14 protein-coding genes are annotated in these 15,289 nt (G+C 69.7%); 8 read left to right on the plus strand and 6 right to left on the minus strand.

What is annotated here, in order from left to right:
- Window positions 1-5: 5 nt before the first annotated feature.
- The 3 genes from ON20_RS08200 (at window position 6) to ON20_RS08210 (ending at window position 5,066) form a co-directional block, all read left to right on the plus strand.
- On the plus strand, window positions 6-1,256 hold the full coding sequence (locus tag ON20_RS08200; protein ID WP_040834360.1) for a KasA/KasB family beta-ketoacyl-ACP synthase: 1,251 nt from the start codon (window positions 6-8) through the stop codon (window positions 1,254-1,256).
- A gap of 120 nt (window positions 1,257-1,376) precedes the next feature.
- Window positions 1,377-2,810: an acyl-CoA carboxylase subunit beta gene (locus ON20_RS08205; protein ID WP_040834361.1), complete on the plus strand. Its 1,434-nt coding sequence runs from the start codon at window positions 1,377-1,379 to the stop codon at window positions 2,808-2,810.
- 453 nt (window positions 2,811-3,263) lie between these two features.
- Window positions 3,264-5,066: an Eco57I restriction-modification methylase domain-containing protein gene (locus ON20_RS08210; protein ID WP_051161941.1), complete on the plus strand. Its 1,803-nt coding sequence runs from the start codon at window positions 3,264-3,266 to the stop codon at window positions 5,064-5,066.
- Window positions 5,067-5,080: 14 nt separating this feature from the next.
- On the opposite strand, the gene ON20_RS08215 is transcribed toward ON20_RS08210, so the two are convergent.
- The 3 genes from ON20_RS08215 to ON20_RS08225 all read right to left on the minus strand — a co-directional run bounded on the left by ON20_RS08215 (window position 5,081) and on the right by ON20_RS08225 (window position 6,910).
- A complete protein-coding gene (locus ON20_RS08215) occupies window positions 5,081-5,695 on the minus strand; it encodes a TetR/AcrR family transcriptional regulator (RefSeq protein WP_040834362.1) in 615 nt (204 codons plus the stop codon).
- A 349-nt stretch (window positions 5,696-6,044) separates the two neighbouring features.
- Complete coding sequence (locus ON20_RS08220) at window positions 6,045-6,230, minus strand: hypothetical protein (RefSeq protein WP_040834363.1); 186 nt, start codon at window positions 6,228-6,230, stop codon at window positions 6,045-6,047.
- A gap of 164 nt (window positions 6,231-6,394) precedes the next feature.
- The gene (locus ON20_RS08225) at window positions 6,395-6,910 is read right to left on the minus strand and encodes a gamma carbonic anhydrase family protein (protein ID WP_086008934.1); all 516 of its coding nucleotides are present in this window, start codon (window positions 6,908-6,910) and stop codon (window positions 6,395-6,397) included.
- A 130-nt stretch (window positions 6,911-7,040) separates the two neighbouring features.
- Here ON20_RS08225 and ald point away from each other — a divergent pair, with 130 nt between their 5' ends.
- Entirely contained in the window at window positions 7,041-8,150 is a 1,110-nt protein-coding gene (gene ald, locus ON20_RS08230; RefSeq protein WP_040834407.1) for an alanine dehydrogenase, read from the plus strand.
- A gap of 50 nt (window positions 8,151-8,200) precedes the next feature.
- Here ald and sigJ read toward each other — a convergent pair whose 3' ends face one another.
- Complete coding sequence (gene sigJ, locus ON20_RS08235) at window positions 8,201-9,166, minus strand: RNA polymerase sigma factor SigJ (RefSeq protein WP_174361869.1); 966 nt, start codon at window positions 9,164-9,166, stop codon at window positions 8,201-8,203.
- A gap of 222 nt (window positions 9,167-9,388) precedes the next feature.
- Between sigJ and ON20_RS08240 the strand changes: the two genes are divergently transcribed.
- Complete coding sequence (locus ON20_RS08240) at window positions 9,389-10,261, plus strand: cobalamin biosynthesis protein (RefSeq protein WP_086008935.1); 873 nt, start codon at window positions 9,389-9,391, stop codon at window positions 10,259-10,261.
- A 33-nt stretch (window positions 10,262-10,294) separates the two neighbouring features.
- Here the strand turns inward: ON20_RS08240 and ON20_RS08245 are convergent, their stop codons facing one another.
- A complete protein-coding gene (locus tag ON20_RS08245) occupies window positions 10,295-11,143 on the minus strand; it encodes an SURF1 family cytochrome oxidase biogenesis protein (RefSeq protein ID WP_040834366.1) in 849 nt (282 codons plus the stop codon).
- Window positions 11,143-11,673, minus strand: coding sequence for a low molecular weight protein-tyrosine-phosphatase (locus tag ON20_RS08250; protein WP_281032856.1), 531 nt, complete (start codon window positions 11,671-11,673; stop codon window positions 11,143-11,145). The genes ON20_RS08245 and ON20_RS08250 overlap by 1 nt, the downstream gene beginning before the upstream one ends.
- 182 nt (window positions 11,674-11,855) lie before the next feature.
- Here ON20_RS08250 and cobC point away from each other — a divergent pair, with 182 nt between their 5' ends.
- The 3 genes from cobC (at window position 11,856) to ON20_RS08270 (ending at window position 15,288) form a co-directional block, all read left to right on the plus strand.
- Window positions 11,856-12,896, plus strand: coding sequence for an Rv2231c family histidinol phosphate aminotransferase CobC (cobC, locus tag ON20_RS08255; RefSeq protein WP_245547110.1), 1,041 nt, complete (start codon window positions 11,856-11,858; stop codon window positions 12,894-12,896).
- A gap of 351 nt (window positions 12,897-13,247) precedes the next feature.
- Window positions 13,248-14,369: a Nif3-like dinuclear metal center hexameric protein gene (locus ON20_RS08265; RefSeq protein WP_040834368.1), complete on the plus strand. Its 1,122-nt coding sequence runs from the start codon at window positions 13,248-13,250 to the stop codon at window positions 14,367-14,369.
- A gap of 181 nt (window positions 14,370-14,550) precedes the next feature.
- Window positions 14,551-15,288: a zinc ribbon domain-containing protein gene (locus ON20_RS08270; RefSeq protein ID WP_040834369.1), complete on the plus strand. Its 738-nt coding sequence runs from the start codon at window positions 14,551-14,553 to the stop codon at window positions 15,286-15,288.
- Window position 15,289: the final 1 nt, after the last annotated feature.

Here is a 15,289-nt window from a genome sequence, read left to right on the forward strand (position 1 = left end):
GACACGTGACCACTCCTTCCACATTGAACGGGAACTTCCCCAATGTCGTCGTAACGAGCCTGGCGGCGACCACGTCGATCGCGGGCGATGTCGATGCGACGTGGAAGGGACTCCTCAACGGCGAGAGCGGTATCGACGTTCTCGAGGATTCCTTCATCGAGGAGTACGACCTTCCGGTCCGCATCGGCGGCCATCTGAAGGTTCGGCCGGACACCCTGCTGAGCCGGGTCGAAACCCGACGTATGGCCTACGTCGAACAGTTGGCGACCGTGCTGGGCCGCGAGGTGTGGCGCAATGCGGGTAGCCCGGAGGTCGATCCGGACCGGCTGGGTGTGGCCATCGGCACCGGACTCGGTGGCGGCGACGCGCTCATCGATTCGGTCGACAAGCTGAAGAACGGCGGGTATCGCAAGGTTTCTCCGCTGGCCGTTCAGATGATCATGCCGAACGGTCCGTCCGCCGTGGTCGGTCTCGAGCTGAAGGCCCGGGCGGGAGTGGTCACTCCGGTCTCGGCGTGCTCATCGGGATCGGAAGCCATCGCCAACGCGTGGCGGATGATCGTCATGGGCGATGCCGATATGGTCGTCACCGGTGGTGTCGAGGGTTTCATCGATGCCGTGCCGATCGCCGCGTTCAGCATGATGCGGGCGATGAGCACCCGAAACGACGACCCCAAGGGCGCCTCGCGCCCCTTCGACTCCGACCGCGACGGTTTCGTCTTCGGTGAGGCCGGTGCGCTCATGGTCCTGGAGACCGAGGAGCACGCCAAGGCGCGCGGGGCCACCATCCACGCTCGTCTGCTCGGTGCCGGTATCACCTCCGACGGTTTCCACCTGGTCGCCCCCGACCCCGAGGGCGTCGGTGCCGCACGCGCCATGACCAGGGCGATTCAGTCCGCGGGGCTGACCAAGAAGGACATCACCCACATCAACGCGCACGCCACCGCCACCCCTATCGGCGATACCGCCGAGGCGAAGGCGATCAACAAGGCCGTGGGCAACCACGCCTCGGTCTACGCGCCCAAGTCCGCACTCGGGCACTCGATCGGCGCCGTCGGCGCCCTGGAATCGGTGCTCACCGTGCTCAGTATCCAGGACGGTATCGTGCCGCCCACGCTGAATCTGGAAAACCAGGATCCGGAGATCGATCTCGACGTGGTGCACGGCGAAGCCCGTCGCCAGGAGATCGAGTACGCGATCAACAACTCCTTCGGTTTCGGTGGGCACAACGTCGCGCTCGCCTTCGGCCGGGCCTGAACTCGACGCCCGACCGTATAGACGATCCCGGTGTGGGTCGGCCGACCATCGGTCCGACCCACACCGGTCTCCGCAACCGCGGCCGTCGCAAGAGCCGTACATACTCCAGGAGAGAACGCGATGACAATTATGGCCCCCGCCGTTCGGGAGGACGCCGCGACGGACCCGCGCGATCCGCTGGGACGGCTGCAGCGATTCTTCGATCCCGGCACCGTGCTGCCGCTGCAACCGCGCGACAAGTCCGGTGTGCTCGCCGCGATCGGCGAGGTGGACGGGGTGCGCACCGTGGCCTACTGCTCCGATGCCACGGTGATGGGCGGAGCCATGGGCGTGGAGGGCTGCAAGCACATCGTCGATGCCATCGATACCGCCATTGATTCCGGGGTCCCGGTTGTGGGCCTGTGGCATTCCGGCGGCGCCCGACTGGCGGAGGGCGTGGAGGCGCTGCACGCGGTCGGCCAGGTGTTCGAGGCCATGGTTCGCGCGTCCGGGCTGGTTCCGCAGATCTCGGTGGTGCTCGGTTTCGCCGCCGGCGGCGCCGCCTACGGTCCGGCGCTCACCGATATCGTGATCATGGCCCCGGAGGGTCGGGTCTTCGTGACCGGCCCCGATGTGGTGCGCAGCGTCACCGGCGAGCAGGTGGACATGGCCACCCTCGGCGGGCCGGAGACCCACGGTAAGAAGTCGGGTGTCTGCCATATCGTCGCCGATGACGAGGCCGACGCCATGCACCGGGCGCGCCGGTTGGTCTCGATGTTCGCCGAACAGGGCGAATTCGACATGCTCGCCGCCGAGCACGGCAATGTCGACCTGCAGGCCATGCTGCCGGAGTCGCCGAAGCGGGCCTACGACGTGAAGCCGCTCGTGCACGAACTGCTCGACAATGTGGACGGCGAGTCCAGCTTCGAGGAACTACAGGCCGGGTACGCCCGCAGCATGGTGGTCGGCATGGGCCGGCTGGGCGGCCGCACCGTGGGCGTGCTGGCCAACAACCCGCTGCGGTTGGGCGGCTGCCTGAACTCCGAGAGCGCCGAGAAGGCAGCCCGGTTCGTGCGGCTGTGCGACGCCTTCGGCATCCCCCTGATCGTGATCACCGATGTCCCCGGCTACCTGCCCGGTGTGGGCCAGGAGTGGGAGGGTGTGGTGCGTCGCGGCGCCAAACTCCTGCACGCCTTCGCCGAGACCCGGGTTCCGCGGGTCACCCTGGTCACCCGCAAGATCTACGGTGGCGCCTATATCGCCATGAACGCCCGCGCACTGGGCGCGACCGCGGTGTACGCGTGGCCGGGTTCCGAGGTGGCCGTGATGGGCGCCAAGGCCGCCGTCGGCATTCTGCACAAGAAGGCCCTGGCCGCGGCCCCGGAGGAGGATCGGGAGGCCCTGCACGAGCGCCTCACCGCCGAGCACGAGAAGATCGCCGGTGGCGTGGAACGGGCGCTGGCCATCGGCGTGGTCGACGAGGTGATCGACCCGGCGAAAACCCGCAGCGTGATCGCCGCCGCCCTGGCCGCCGTACCTTCGAAGCCCAGCCACCACAAGAACATCCCCCTCTGATGCCACGGTACTGACCGAGGACCCCGCAGCGAGCCGGATCCCCACGCCACGGTCGCCGCAACCTCCCGAATCGGGAGGTTGCGGCGACCGTGGCGTTCGCAGAGGAGGCGAATCGCTGCGGTGAGCGGTCGCGCGGCCGGCCGATGCCGATATTGCGGCAAGGGAAGCAGCCGAGGTCCTGAGAACCATCCGGCAGCGACCACCCCGTACGCGACCACACCCGTGCACACCCGCACTCCGCGCGAAGCCCCCTTGATGCGCCGAGTCTTACGAGGCCCTCAAAGGGTTGCGGCCCGTCTCGCGTTTCAGCGCCCGAAGCGCATGCGCCGAAGGCGCGAGTCTCGGGCGCTGAAACGCGAGACCCGCCAGGGCCGCAACCCCGCGCCGCCGGAGGCGGCGCCGAACAACACAGAAGACGGCGCAAATTGAACACAGACCGGGCAGAATTCGCGCATGGGATGCGACGGGGCCGGCGCCCGGGACCGCAAACGGCACGGCAGGCACTACACCCCCGTCGCGTTGGCCCGCTTTCTGGCCGGTCGGGTCGCGGCCCGGGTTCCGCGGGGGCTGCCGCTGATACAGGTGTTGGATCCCGCCTGCGGGGAGGGGGAGCTGTTGTTCGCGGTGCGGGCCGCGCTCGCGGCTCGATACCCCGATACTCCGGTCGGGTTGGTCGGTTACGACGTGGATCGGCCGGCCCTGGCGATTGCCGCGGAGCGGGCCGAGGCGAGCGGTATCGACATCGACCTGCGGGAAGGGAACTTCCTCGCCGAATTCGTCGACTTGACAGGCGAACAGTTCGACCTGGTGATCGCCAATCCGCCCTATGTGCGGACCCAACAGCTCGGCGGCGTCCAGGCACAGGTATTGAGCAGACGGTTCGGTCTGAGCGGCCGTATCGATCTCACCCATCCGTTCGTGGCCGCGCTGCCCTTGCTCATCCGACCCGGGGGAGTGCTCGGCCTGCTGTGCGCGAACCGGTTTCTCACCACCAGGGCGGGCGCGAATCTGCGGGTGGTGTTGTCGACGCACCTGTCGCCGGTCGAGCTGTACGACTTGGGCGATACCAAGCTGTTCGAGGCGGCCGTGCTCCCGGCGGTGACGGTCGCGATCCGCGGCGCAGCCGATGGGGTGTGCCGTTATGTGTCGGTATACGAGGTGGAGTCCGGTAGGCGGGGCCGGTCCGATGTCGATGGAGCATCGGAATTCGGCGCCGAGGTGGGGGCGGATGCGGCGGGAGGGGGCCTGCCGGTGCAGGCGGACCTGTTCGCGGCGCTGGTCGGATCGCGGGACGTGCTGGTCCGATACCGGCGCCGGCTGTTCTCGGTCGAGGTCGGGACGTTGGATACGGGAGATGCCGGACGGTCCGTGTCCGTTGTTTCGGACAAGCGGCCGGACACCGGCCGGAGTGTGTGGCGGATGTCGCGGGGTGGCCGGGACGCCTGGCTCGTCGGGGTCGGCGAGCGCACCTGGAAGACATTCGGCGAGGTGGCTCGGATCCGGGTCGGGATCAAAACCAATGCCGATCGGGTCTTCATTTCCGATCACTGGCCAGAGCCCGCGCCGGAGGCGGAGCTGCTGCGCGAGCTGATCACACATCACGATACGGCGCCCTGGCGGCTCGCGCGGGCTCGGTCGACCCGGGTGCTGTACCCGTACGACATCACCCGGCCGCATCGAGTGCCGGTGGATCTGCGGCGGTATCCGCAGGCCGCGGCCTATCTGGACACGCACCGCGAGGCCCTCCTCGCGCGGAAGTACCTCACCGCGAGTGGGCGGGAGTGGTTCGAGCACTGGGTGCCGCAGCGCCCGCATCTGTGGGGTGCGCCGAAGGTGGTGTTTCCGGATATCAGCGATCGGCCGCGATTCGCGCTGGACCGTTCGGGGGCGGTGGTGAACGGAGACTGCTACTGGATTACGCTGGCCGATCTCGCCCGCGTCGTGGGCGGCGGTCGGGCCGAGGATCTCGCCTATCTGCTGATGGGGGTGGCGAATTCGACCCTGGGGCTGCGGTTCTACGACGCGGTCTGCGGGAACCGGCTCTATGCGGGCCGGCGTCGATGGATAACCCAGTACGTTTCGCGGTTTCCGCTACCGGATCCCGAGACCCGGCGGGCGGCCGAGGTGGTGCGCGCGGTGCGTCGCCTCGTGGAGGAACGCGAGCCCGATCCGCTGCGGTCCGCGGAGCTGGACGAACTCGTCTGGGCGTCCTTTTCCCAGGTTCCGCCCGCCCCCGGTGGTACGGGCAGGGGGTGAGGCGGACCGTGGCCTCAGGAAGCGCTGGTGCCGACCATGGGCAGTAGGGTGCGGCGGGCGAAATCACGTCCGGCGGCCTCGTCGTCGAGGGGGATGAGGCCATCGGGGGTCAGCGCCAGCGACAGCGCGAGTCGGGCCATGATCTCGGCGACCAGGTCGGCGTCGAAGTTGTCGTCGCCGTTGTGCAGTTCCCGCAGCTTTCCGGCCAGGTAGCGGCGCCCGACAGCGAGTATCGGACCGGCCTCGGTGGTGAGTTTGGGCAGGACCAGATCGGGTTCGGTGCGCAGCAGGCGCAGCAGCAGGGGGTTGCCGGCGATGGCCGAGATGAAGGCCACGAAGATCTCGACGAGCTGGTTCTCGGTGCCCTCCACGGTACGCACCCGGTTGTCGATCGTGGCGACGAAACGTTGGGCCTCCCGCGCCATTACCGCCTCGACCAGATCATTCTTGGATTCGAATCGGCGGTACAGGGTGGCGGGGCTTATCCCGGCGCGTCGAGCGATCTCGCCCATACTGGTGCGCTTGATGCCGAAGTCCAGAAATGCCGAGAGCGCGCTCTCCAGCACCTTTGCGCCGTCGGTGACGGGATCGGCGAGGATGCGCTGCAGGAGTGGCGGGTCGGTCGGCATGGTTACTCCACCCTAGCCGACCCGGTCACGGACGTAGTATGGCGTTCCGGGCGGCGCGTATGGGGGCCGGCGCGAACAGGGTTGTTCAGGGACGGCGATGGCGACGAAGTGAATAACGGTCGAATGCTTCTCCGGTATTCCGGGGCGGTGATCGCCTGGGGGCCGCGCAGAAACCGTTCGTGCCGCCGACCCATATTCTGCGCCGTCCGCGTTCGCTCGCCGACGACGATGCCGCTGGGCCCGTATACGACGACCGGACCGGTGACGGCCACGTTCGAGGTGGGAGCGGCGGCCGCCCTCAGGTATCAGTGCCGGGCGGCGGGCCGGTCGCGTGGCCCGCCGCCCGGTGTTATCGCTGCGCCAGGTCGAGTTCGGCCATTTCCCGTTCGATCGCATTGGCGGCGAAATCCACCCCGTCGGCACGTAATTCGTGGACACGTCGTTGCAGTGCCTCCAGACCGCCGGGCTGGGCGGCTATATCGGCGACACTGATCCGCCCCGTCGGCCGGCACATGCCGGACTGCTTGTACGCCACCGTGAACCTCCCTGCTTGCACGCTCGCGTGCCCGTCCGTGTGGGCTCATCCGTTCAGCGCTACAAGCCGCACGACGACCGTGTCGGCAGGAGGCCCGATCACCCGGGCACGCTGTCGCTATGGTAACAGTCGAAACCTACTGGTCGCTTGTCCATTTGGGAGTGTTACAGAACCTTTGCCGACCGATGCTCGGACATATGGTGCAGATAGACCGCGCTGTTCAACCGAATCCCGTCCTGCTGGGCGTCGGTGAGCTCGCGGCGCACCTTGCCCGGCACGCCGGCCACCAGCGAGCCGGGCGGAATGCGCGCACCCTCCGGGACCAGCGCGTTGGCCGCGATCAGACTGCCCTTGCCGATCACCGCGCCGTTGAGCACCGTCGCGCCCATCCCGATCAGGCAGTCGTCCTCGACGGTGCAGCCGTGCAGGATGGCATTGTGGCCCACCGAGACACCCGTGCCCACGGTGGTGGGGAAACCCGGATCGGCGTGCAGAACACAGCCGTCCTGGATATTGCTGTGGGCGCCGACGGTGATCAGCTCGGTATCACCGCGCAGTACCGCGTTGTACCAGATGCTCACCTCGGCCCCGAGGCGTACCTTGCCGATCACCGAGGCGTTCGGTGCGATCCAGGCGGTCTCCTCGACCTCGGGGCGGTGTCCGCTGACTTCGATCTCCATGGAAGGAAACATAGCCCGATCGGAATATGGCGGCGGCACAGCACTGTCGTGGTAGGGCCGCGCCCACCGCGCGCACGACCCACGCGCCGCGGTCCGTGACCTCGCCCGTCCCGTGGACGACGATGACGGTATGCGTATCGGTGTGCCCAGGGAGATCAAGGAACAGGAGTACCGGGTCGCGTTGACCCCCGCGGCCGCGGGCGAGCTGGTGGCCCGGGGGCACGACGTGATCGTCGAGGCGGGTGCGGGAGTGGGGTCGGGGTTCTCCGACCCCGAATACGCCGCCGTGGGTGCCCGGCCCGAATCCGATGTCGACCGGGTATGGGGCGAGGCGGAACTGGTGTTGAAGGTGAAGGAGCCGGTCGCCGAGGAATACCCGCGGCTGCGTGCCGGGCTGGTACTGTTCACGTTTCTGCATCTGGCCGCGTCGCGGGAGTGCACCGAAGCGGTCCTGCATTCGGGGGTCACCGCGGTCGCCTACGAGACGGTCCGCGCACCCGACGGCACCCTACCGCTGCTCGCGCCCATGAGCGAGGTCGCCGGGAAGCTCTCCACCCAGGTGGGGGCCTATCACCTCATGTCCCCGCTGGGCGGGGCCGGTGTGCTGTTGGGCGGGGTGCCCGGGACACGGCGGGCAGATGTGGTGGTGTTGGGCGGCGGGGTGGCCGGAAGCAATGCGGCGGCGGTGGCCGTCGGGATGGGTGCGCGGGTCAGCGTGCTCGATATCAACCCGGTCCGGCTGCGGGAACTGGACGCGCGGTTCGGCGGCCGGATCACCACCCTCGCGGCGCACGGCATCGAATTCGAACAGGCCCTCACCCACGCCGACCTGGTGATCGGCGCGGTACTGGTGCCCGGGGCGCGAGCGCCGAAACTGGTCTCCGACGAGCTGGTGACGCGGATGCGGCCCGGTTCGGTGCTGGTCGATATCGCGATCGACCAGGGCGGGTGTTTCTCCGCCTCCCGACCCACCACCCACGCCGAGCCCACCTTCCGGGTGGCGGACTCGCTGTTCTACTGCGTGGCGAATATGCCCGGCGCGGTCCCACATACGGCGACCGTCGCGCTCACCAACGCCACCCTGCCGTATGTGCGCGAGATCGCCGAACTCGGCTGGCCCGCCGCCCGGGACGCGAACCCTACCCTGGCCCGCGGGCTGGCCGCCGAGGCAGGGCACCTGTATTCACCCGAAGTGGCCGCGGCGCACGGTTACCCGAGTTCCGCGGCGAAATCGGTCTGACGGGTATCCGACGCCGGGACAGCGGGGATGCCCGATGTCCCGGCCCGTCGCTAGTTCGGGTCCACGGGGTCGATCGGCGGCTGGACGAACCAGTCGGGGGTGCCGTCGGTCGGGATATCGCGGAGTTTGTCGGGATTGCGGACCACATCGATGGCGGTGATCCGGCCGGCGTCCACGGTGAAGGAGAAAACACCGACATGATGTCCGTCGAACATCACCAGCCCGGGCAGGCCGTTGACCCGGGCCATCCGGCCCCAGGACGCCTCGGCCGCGCCGGCGCGATACCAGCCGAGCAGCATCTTGGCGATGAGTTCGGCACCGCGCAGCGGTTTCCGGATGGCGGGCACCTTGCCGCCGCCGTCGGCGGTCAGCGTCACACCGGAGTCCAGCAGATTCAGCAGCGCGCTCATATCACCCGACCGCCACGCCACCGCGAACGCGGAGACGACCTTCTCGTGCTCGTCCGGACTGGCGGGGAAACGGGGCGTGCCGTCCTCGACGCGTTTACGGGCGCGGGAGGCGAGTTGGCGCACCGCGGCCGGCGTGCGGCCGACCACCTCGGCGACCTCCGGCCCCGACAGGCCGAACACGTCGTGCAGGACGAACGTGGTGCGTTCGGCCGGGGACAGCGACTCCAGCACCACCAGCAGTGCCATGGTCACCCGCTCGTCCTGCGATACCCGGTCGGCCGGGTCGTCGGAGACCACCACCTCGGGTTCGGGTAGCCATTCCCCCACGTACTGCTCCCGCCGCATCCGCGCGGAGCCGAGATGGTCCAATGCCAACCGGCCGGTGACCGTGGACAACCAGGCCCGCAGATTGTCGATCCGCTCGACGTCGCCGGACTCGTGGTGACGCTGCAACCGCAGCCACGCCTCCTGCACCACATCGTCGGCATCGGCGAGGCTGCCCAGCGTGCTGTAGGCGAGTCGGCGCAGGTACGGTCGATGTTCTTCGAAACGCCGGGCCAGTTCGGCCGAGTCGATGGATGCGGGGGTCGGTGGTAGGTCGCTCACGGCGGTACACCCTTCGGTTGGTGCCCGGGAGACGGGCGGGAGTCGCTGTCATCGAGTAGACGGGACGGACACCGACAGTGTGACGCAGCGGTGCGGAACCGGCCGACTCCGCGGCGCCGAGAGAGCGCGACGATGACCGGGCCGGGCGGTGGTTAACCTCGCTGGGTGGACAAGGGTGTTTCGATCGGGGCCGGGTTGGTGCTCGGATTCGCGTTGGACCGGATGATCGGAGATCCGCGGCGGGGGCACCCCGTGGCGGTCTTCGGGTCGGCGGCGTCGGCGCTGGAATCGGTGATCTACGCCGACCGGCGGAGGGCCGGGGTGGTATACGAACTGCTATCGGTGGGGTCGGTGGTGGGATCGGCGATGCTGCTGCGACGCGGCGGTGTGGTGGCGGTCGCGGTGGCGACGTGGACGGTGCTGGGCGGCCGGAGTCTCACCCAGGTCGGATACGCGATGGCCGAGCGGTTGACGGCCGGTGATCTGGACGGGGCGCGGGAGCTGTTGCCGTCGCTGTGCGGGCGGGACCCAGAAGCGTTGGACGCGGACGGGCTCGCGCGGGCAGCCCTGGAATCGATCGCCGAGAACACATCCGACGCGGCGGTGGCCCCGCTGGTGTGGGGTGCGGTGGCGGGGGTGCCCGGGTTGCTCGGGTACCGGGCGGTCAACACGCTCGACGCCATGGTCGGCTATCGCAGCGCGCGGTATCGGCGCTTCGGGTGGGCCGCGGCCCGCGTGGACGATCTGGCGAATCTGGTTCCGGCCCGGATCACGGGCCTGCTCACCGCGGCGATGGCGCCGCTGGTCGGGGGCCGGCTCGCAGACGCCGTGCGGGCGTGGCGGCGTGATGCCGGGCGGCATCCGAGCCCGAACGCCGGCGTGGTGGAGGCCGCGACCGCCGGCGCGCTCGGAGTGCGGCTGGGCGGGCGCACGGAGTACCGACACGGGGTGGAACAGCGGCCGATCCTGGGTACGGGCGGCCCGCCGACCGTGGACGACCTGCAGCGGGCCGTGCGACTGTCCGAATCGGTACAGGTCGCGGCGGTTGTTCTGACGGCGGTGGCGTCGTGGGCGCTGAGGCGGGGGAGGTCCTGAATTCGAGGCGATCCATAGATCTGATCGGGCGGCCTACCTGCGCGCGCGTCCGTAGCGGTCGGCGATACGGTCCTCGGGGCCGGCCGGCTCGGGCTCGGCGGTGGTCGGCTCGGGAGCGGTATCGGCGCGCTGTTTGCGGCGTTCCCGGATCTCGGCCCATGCGAAATAGGCGAGGCCGAGCGGGGCCATGATGCCGAACGCCAGCCATTGCAGACCGTAGGACAGGTACGGGCCGGCGTCGAGTTGGGGAAGCGGAACCGGGGTGAAGGCGCCGGGCTGGTTCTCACTCAGTTGCAGATAGCCCCCGCGGTCGCCGGTGGGGACGGGGGTGAGGGGAAGGCCGAGGACATCGGTTTCCTGGGCGGTGTCCATCGAATACACCTGGCGGTAGCCGTCCTGGACCGAGGGGGGACGTTCGGGGACGACACCCTCCGATTTGCGGATACGCGCCTCGACGCGTTGGGTGCCGGTGGGGGGTTCGGTTACCGCCGGTGGGCGGGCTCCCTCGACGGCGGCGACCAGACCGCGATCGACCAGTAGTATCCGGCCGTCGGTCAGCCGGAACGCGGTCAATACCCCGTAGCCGGGGGCGCCGTCGAGATGACGCAGCCGCACCAATACGGTCGAGTCGGGCACATAACTGCCCTCGGCGACGACCCGCCGCCATTCGGTCGCCGCACCGGCATCGCCGTCGAGGACCTGTCCGACGGGCAGCGGATCGGCGCGCACCGAATCGGCGATCAGCCGGTTGCGTTCGGAGGTGTCGGCGTTCTTCCCGAGCTGCCACGGCGCCAGCACCGTGAAACACAGGTAGGCGAACACGACAACCACCGCGGCGAGGATCAGCCAGCCGGGACGCAGCAGGAACGCCAGTCGACGCATCAGGGCACCCCTTCCGCGGTGGGTGTGGGTTCGATACGGGCGAGAGCGGTCCGCACCCAGGCGAGCAGGCCGGGGACCGCCGCCTCGACCTGGTCGCGGACCAGTTCGAACTCCTCGTCGGAACCGTAGTACGGGTCCGGGACGTCGGGACCGTCGGCGGTCGGATCGAAACTGCGCAACAGCCGCAGCCGCTCCGCCGGCACACCCTGGACGGTCAGTCTCCGCTCGTGTCCGCGGTCGAGCGCCACGAGCAGATCGGCGTCGCGGTGGTCGTCACCGAAGACCGCGGCCACATGCCCGGCCGGATATCCGTACCGCAGTAGGACGGCGCAAGTGCGCGGATCGGCCGCTGATCCGATATGCCAGCCGCTGGTTCCTGCGCTGCTCACCCGCACCCGGTCGGCCAGTCCGGCCCGGTCCAGGTGGGTGGCGAAGATCTTCTCGGCCATCGGCGACCGGCAGATATTGCCGGTGCAGACGAACGATACGTGCAACCCACTCATCGCCACCCGGTTCGAGCCCTGTTCCATCCTGCTTCTCCTGCTTCCGCGCCGTCGGAGCCGGGACCGTGCCGGCCGGATCGGATTATCGGCACGGCGGTCGGATCGTCCGCGGACGAATTCGGCGCAACCGATCCAGGATATCGGTGCCCGTCCGGCGGCCGAGCAGGTGAGCCGCACCGGTCGGGCACCGCCCCCGTAGGGTGTGGCTCGTGCACGACGACCACATCGACCTGGCCGCGCTGCGCCACCACGGTGATGTGGAGGCGCGACCCGGGCTGCTCGATTTCGCGGTGAACGTACAGGGCACCGCACCGCCCGCATGGTTGCGGGAACGGTTGGTCGGATGTCTGGACACGCTGGGTCGCTATCCCGGCGCCGACGACGACCACGCGGCTCGTGCCGCGGTGGGCGCCCGGCACGGCCGGCCCGCCGACCAGGTGCTGCCGCTGGCGGGTGGCGCCGAGGGGTTCGCGCTGCTGCCACGGCTGCGCCCCCGGCTCGCGGTGGTGGTGCACCCGTCGTTCACCGAGCCGGAGTTGGCGCTGCGGGAGGCCGGGGTCCCGGTCACCCGGGTGGTGCTGGATCCGCCCTACACCCTCGATCCGGCCCGGATCCCGGCCGCGGCCGACCTGGTCGTTCTCGGGAACCCGACCAATCCCACCTCGGTGCTGCACCCCGCCGACACGATCCGCGCGCTGCGCCGCCCGGGCCGGATCGTGGTGGTCGACGAGGCGTTCGCCGACGCGGTACCCGGGGAGGCGGAATCGCTGGCCGATGCGGCCGAACCGGATCTGCTGGTGCTGCGCAGTCTCACCAAGACCTGGGCTCTGGCCGGTCTGCGCTGTGGCTATCTCCTCGGGACGCCGGAACTGCTCGAGCGGCTGACCCGAGGCCGGCCGCACTGGCCGCTGGGCACCATGCAGCTCGCCGCCATCGCGGCGACCGCCGAACCGCACGCCGTCGCCGAGGCGGCGAAGCGGGCCGAACGTATCGCGCGCGAACGGGACGCGATGATCGAGCGGCTCACCGGGGTGGGTGTCGACGTGCACACACCCGCCGCGGGGCCGTTTCTGCTGCTGCGGGTCCCGGATGGGGAATGTCTGCGTGAGCGGCTGCGCGGGCGGGGAATCGCGGTCCGTCGCGCGGACACCTTTCCCGGGTTGGGGGCGGATCATCTGCGGGTTGCGGTCCGGCCGTCCGCCGACGTGGACCGCCTGGTGTATGCGCTCGAAGCGGCGACCGTGGGATAGCGTCTCCCGATCGTCCGAGGGGCACGGGCGCCGCTCGCGCGACCATGGGAATCCGGTCGGCACGGCGCTGCGGTGGACGGCCGAACAGGACGGTATTCCGCTGGTGCGCGTCCGCCGCCCTGCTGTACCTCCCATTACTCGGCTACCTGGTCTACGTGCTCGTCGACGGGAATCGGGAGATACCCTTGCCGGTCCTCCTCGGACCGGCTGTATACGGCCTGGTCGTGAACAGCGTCGGCCACTATCCGTTCGAAAGGCCGAAGCAGCCGTAGCATATGCGGGCCGGGCGGGGCTCCGCGGTGGGAGCCGGCGCGGTGACGATGGCATTCCCTCCGAGACGAAAGGCGCGCGGTGACCGGACTGGCGGAACTCATCGAGGTGCTGGAGACGGCGTATCCGCCGCGGCTGGCCGAATCCTGGGATTCGGTGGGGCTGGTGTGCGGGGATCCGGACGATTCGGTGCGCCGGGTGCTGTTCGCGGTCGACGCCACCGCCGAGGTGGTCGACGAGGCCGTCGCGTGGGGGGTGCAGGCACTGGTGGTGCACCATCCGCTGCTGTTGCGCGGGGTGGACAGCGTATCGGCCGACCGGCCGAAGGGCGCGCTGCTGCACCGGTTGATCCGCTCCGGGTGCGCGCTGTTCACCGCGCATACCAATGCCGATTCCGCCGACCCCGGGGTATCGGATGCGCTGGCGGAGGCACTGGGACTGACCGTCACGGGACCCTTGCAGGCGAAACCGGTCGCGGCCGTGGACATATGGGCCGTACTGGTGCCGCGCGAGCACACCGAGCGGGTCAAGGACGCGCTGTTCGCCGCGGGCGCGGGCGGTAGCGGCAACTACCGGGAGGCTGCCTGGACGGTGACCGGCACCGGACAGTTCCGGCCGCTTCCGGGGGCGAACCCGGCCTTCGGGTCGGTCGGCGAGCTCGAGCGCGTGGCCGAGGACCGGATCGAGATCGTCGCCCCGCCCTCGGCCCGCGCCGCCGTACTCGCCGCGCTGCGGACCGCCCACCCGTATGAGGAACCCGCCTATCACGTCACCGAACGCGCCCGACTGTCCGGCGGTCTCGGTCTCGGCCGAATCGGCACCCTGCCGCGACCACAGACCCTGCGCGAGTTCGTCTCCCACGCCGCTGCCGCGCTTCCGGCCACCGCCTGGGGCGTACGGGCGGCGGGCGACCCGGAGCGCGTCGTCCGCACCGTGGCCGTCTGCGGCGGGGCCGGGGATTCCCTGCTGGACACCGTCGCCCGTCTCGATGTCGACGCCTACCTCACCGCCGATCTGCGGCACCACCCCGCCGACGAACATCTGCGCCGCAACGGTCCCGCCCTCATCGATGCCGCGCACTGGGCCACCGAGTATCCGTGGTGCGCACAGGCGGAAGCGGTCGTTCGCGCCGGTCTGCCCGACCTGGAGACCCGGGTCAGCGGTCTGCGTACCGATCCGTGGACCGTCGGATGCTCCGGTTGACCTGTGGGATTCGGGCGCGTCCGCGGTCACCGAGCGGTGTGGTGACCCGATCGGACGGCCGCGCGGACCGAGGATCCGGGGTCCGTTGTCCCGGTCCCCCGCGCCGGACGGAGGTTCTCGCCTGCCGGCGGAGTACGGTGGACCATCTATCCGTCCACAGCGTGCAGGGAGTTCATTCGCGTTGAACGTCGAACCATCGATTCAGGCCAAGCTGCTGCGGCTCGCCGCCCTTGATGCCGAGCTGACGCGGATCGCGCACCGGCGTACGGTACTGCCCGAACAGCAGGAGGTCGCCCGGGTCGAGGCGGAACGCAACAAGCACAAGGACGCGGCGGTGGCCGTGGAGATCACACTCGACGACCTCGATCGTGACATCCGGAAACTCGAAGGGGAGATCGACGCGGTCCGCAAACGCGAGGAACGCGACCGCGGCATGATGACGTCCGGTTCGGTCGGCGCCAAACAGCTGACGGAGATCGAACACGAGCTGGGGAGTCTGCAGCGACGACGTACGGTGCTCGAGGACGAACTGTTGGAAGTGATGGAGCGCCGGGAGGCGGCGGCCGCCGACCACGACCACGCGGGCGCCCAGCTGAGCAAGATGGACGATGAGCTCGCCACCGCCCGCGACCGGCGGGACGAGGCCCTCGCCGATCTGGACGTGGCGCAGCAGCGCTGCGAGAACGATCGGGCCGCCCTGGTGGGCGAGTTCCCGGAGGAACTGCTCACGGTCTACGAGCGGCAGCGGGCCGGACGCGGCGTCGGGGCGGCGCTGCTGCAGGGGCGGCGCTGCGGTGCGTGCCGGATCGAACTGGACCGCGGCGAGATCGCGCGGATCGCGAAAACCGCGCCGGAGGTCGTGGTGCGCTGCCCGGAATGCGATGCGATCCTGGTGCGCACCAAGGAATCCGGATTGTGAG

Source organism: Nocardia brevicatena NBRC 12119, assembly GCF_000308495.1.
Taxonomy (GTDB): domain Bacteria; phylum Actinomycetota; class Actinomycetes; order Mycobacteriales; family Mycobacteriaceae; genus Nocardia; species Nocardia brevicatena.

What these genes read in the sequence shown, in the direction of transcription:
- ON20_RS08205 (WP_040834361.1), top strand. Translation starts at nt 1,377, where the DNA reads ATGACAATTATGGCCCCCGCCGTTCGGGAGGACGCCGCGACGGACCCG.
- ON20_RS08210 (WP_051161941.1), top strand. Translation starts at nt 3,264, where the DNA reads ATGGGATGCGACGGGGCCGGCGCCCGGGACCGCAAACGGCACGGCAGG.
- ON20_RS08215 (WP_040834362.1), bottom strand. Translation starts at nt 5,695, where the DNA reads ATGCCGACCGACCCGCCACTCCTGCAGCGCATCCTCGCCGATCCCGTC.
- ON20_RS08225 (WP_086008934.1), bottom strand. Translation starts at nt 6,910, where the DNA reads ATGGAGATCGAAGTCAGCGGACACCGCCCCGAGGTCGAGGAGACCGCC.
- ald (WP_040834407.1), top strand. Translation starts at nt 7,041, where the DNA reads ATGCGTATCGGTGTGCCCAGGGAGATCAAGGAACAGGAGTACCGGGTC.
- ON20_RS08240 (WP_086008935.1), top strand. Translation starts at nt 9,389, where the DNA reads ATGATCGGAGATCCGCGGCGGGGGCACCCCGTGGCGGTCTTCGGGTCG.
- ON20_RS08245 (WP_040834366.1), bottom strand. Translation starts at nt 11,143, where the DNA reads ATGCGTCGACTGGCGTTCCTGCTGCGTCCCGGCTGGCTGATCCTCGCC.
- ON20_RS08250 (WP_281032856.1), bottom strand. Translation starts at nt 11,673, where the DNA reads ATGGAACAGGGCTCGAACCGGGTGGCGATGAGTGGGTTGCACGTATCG.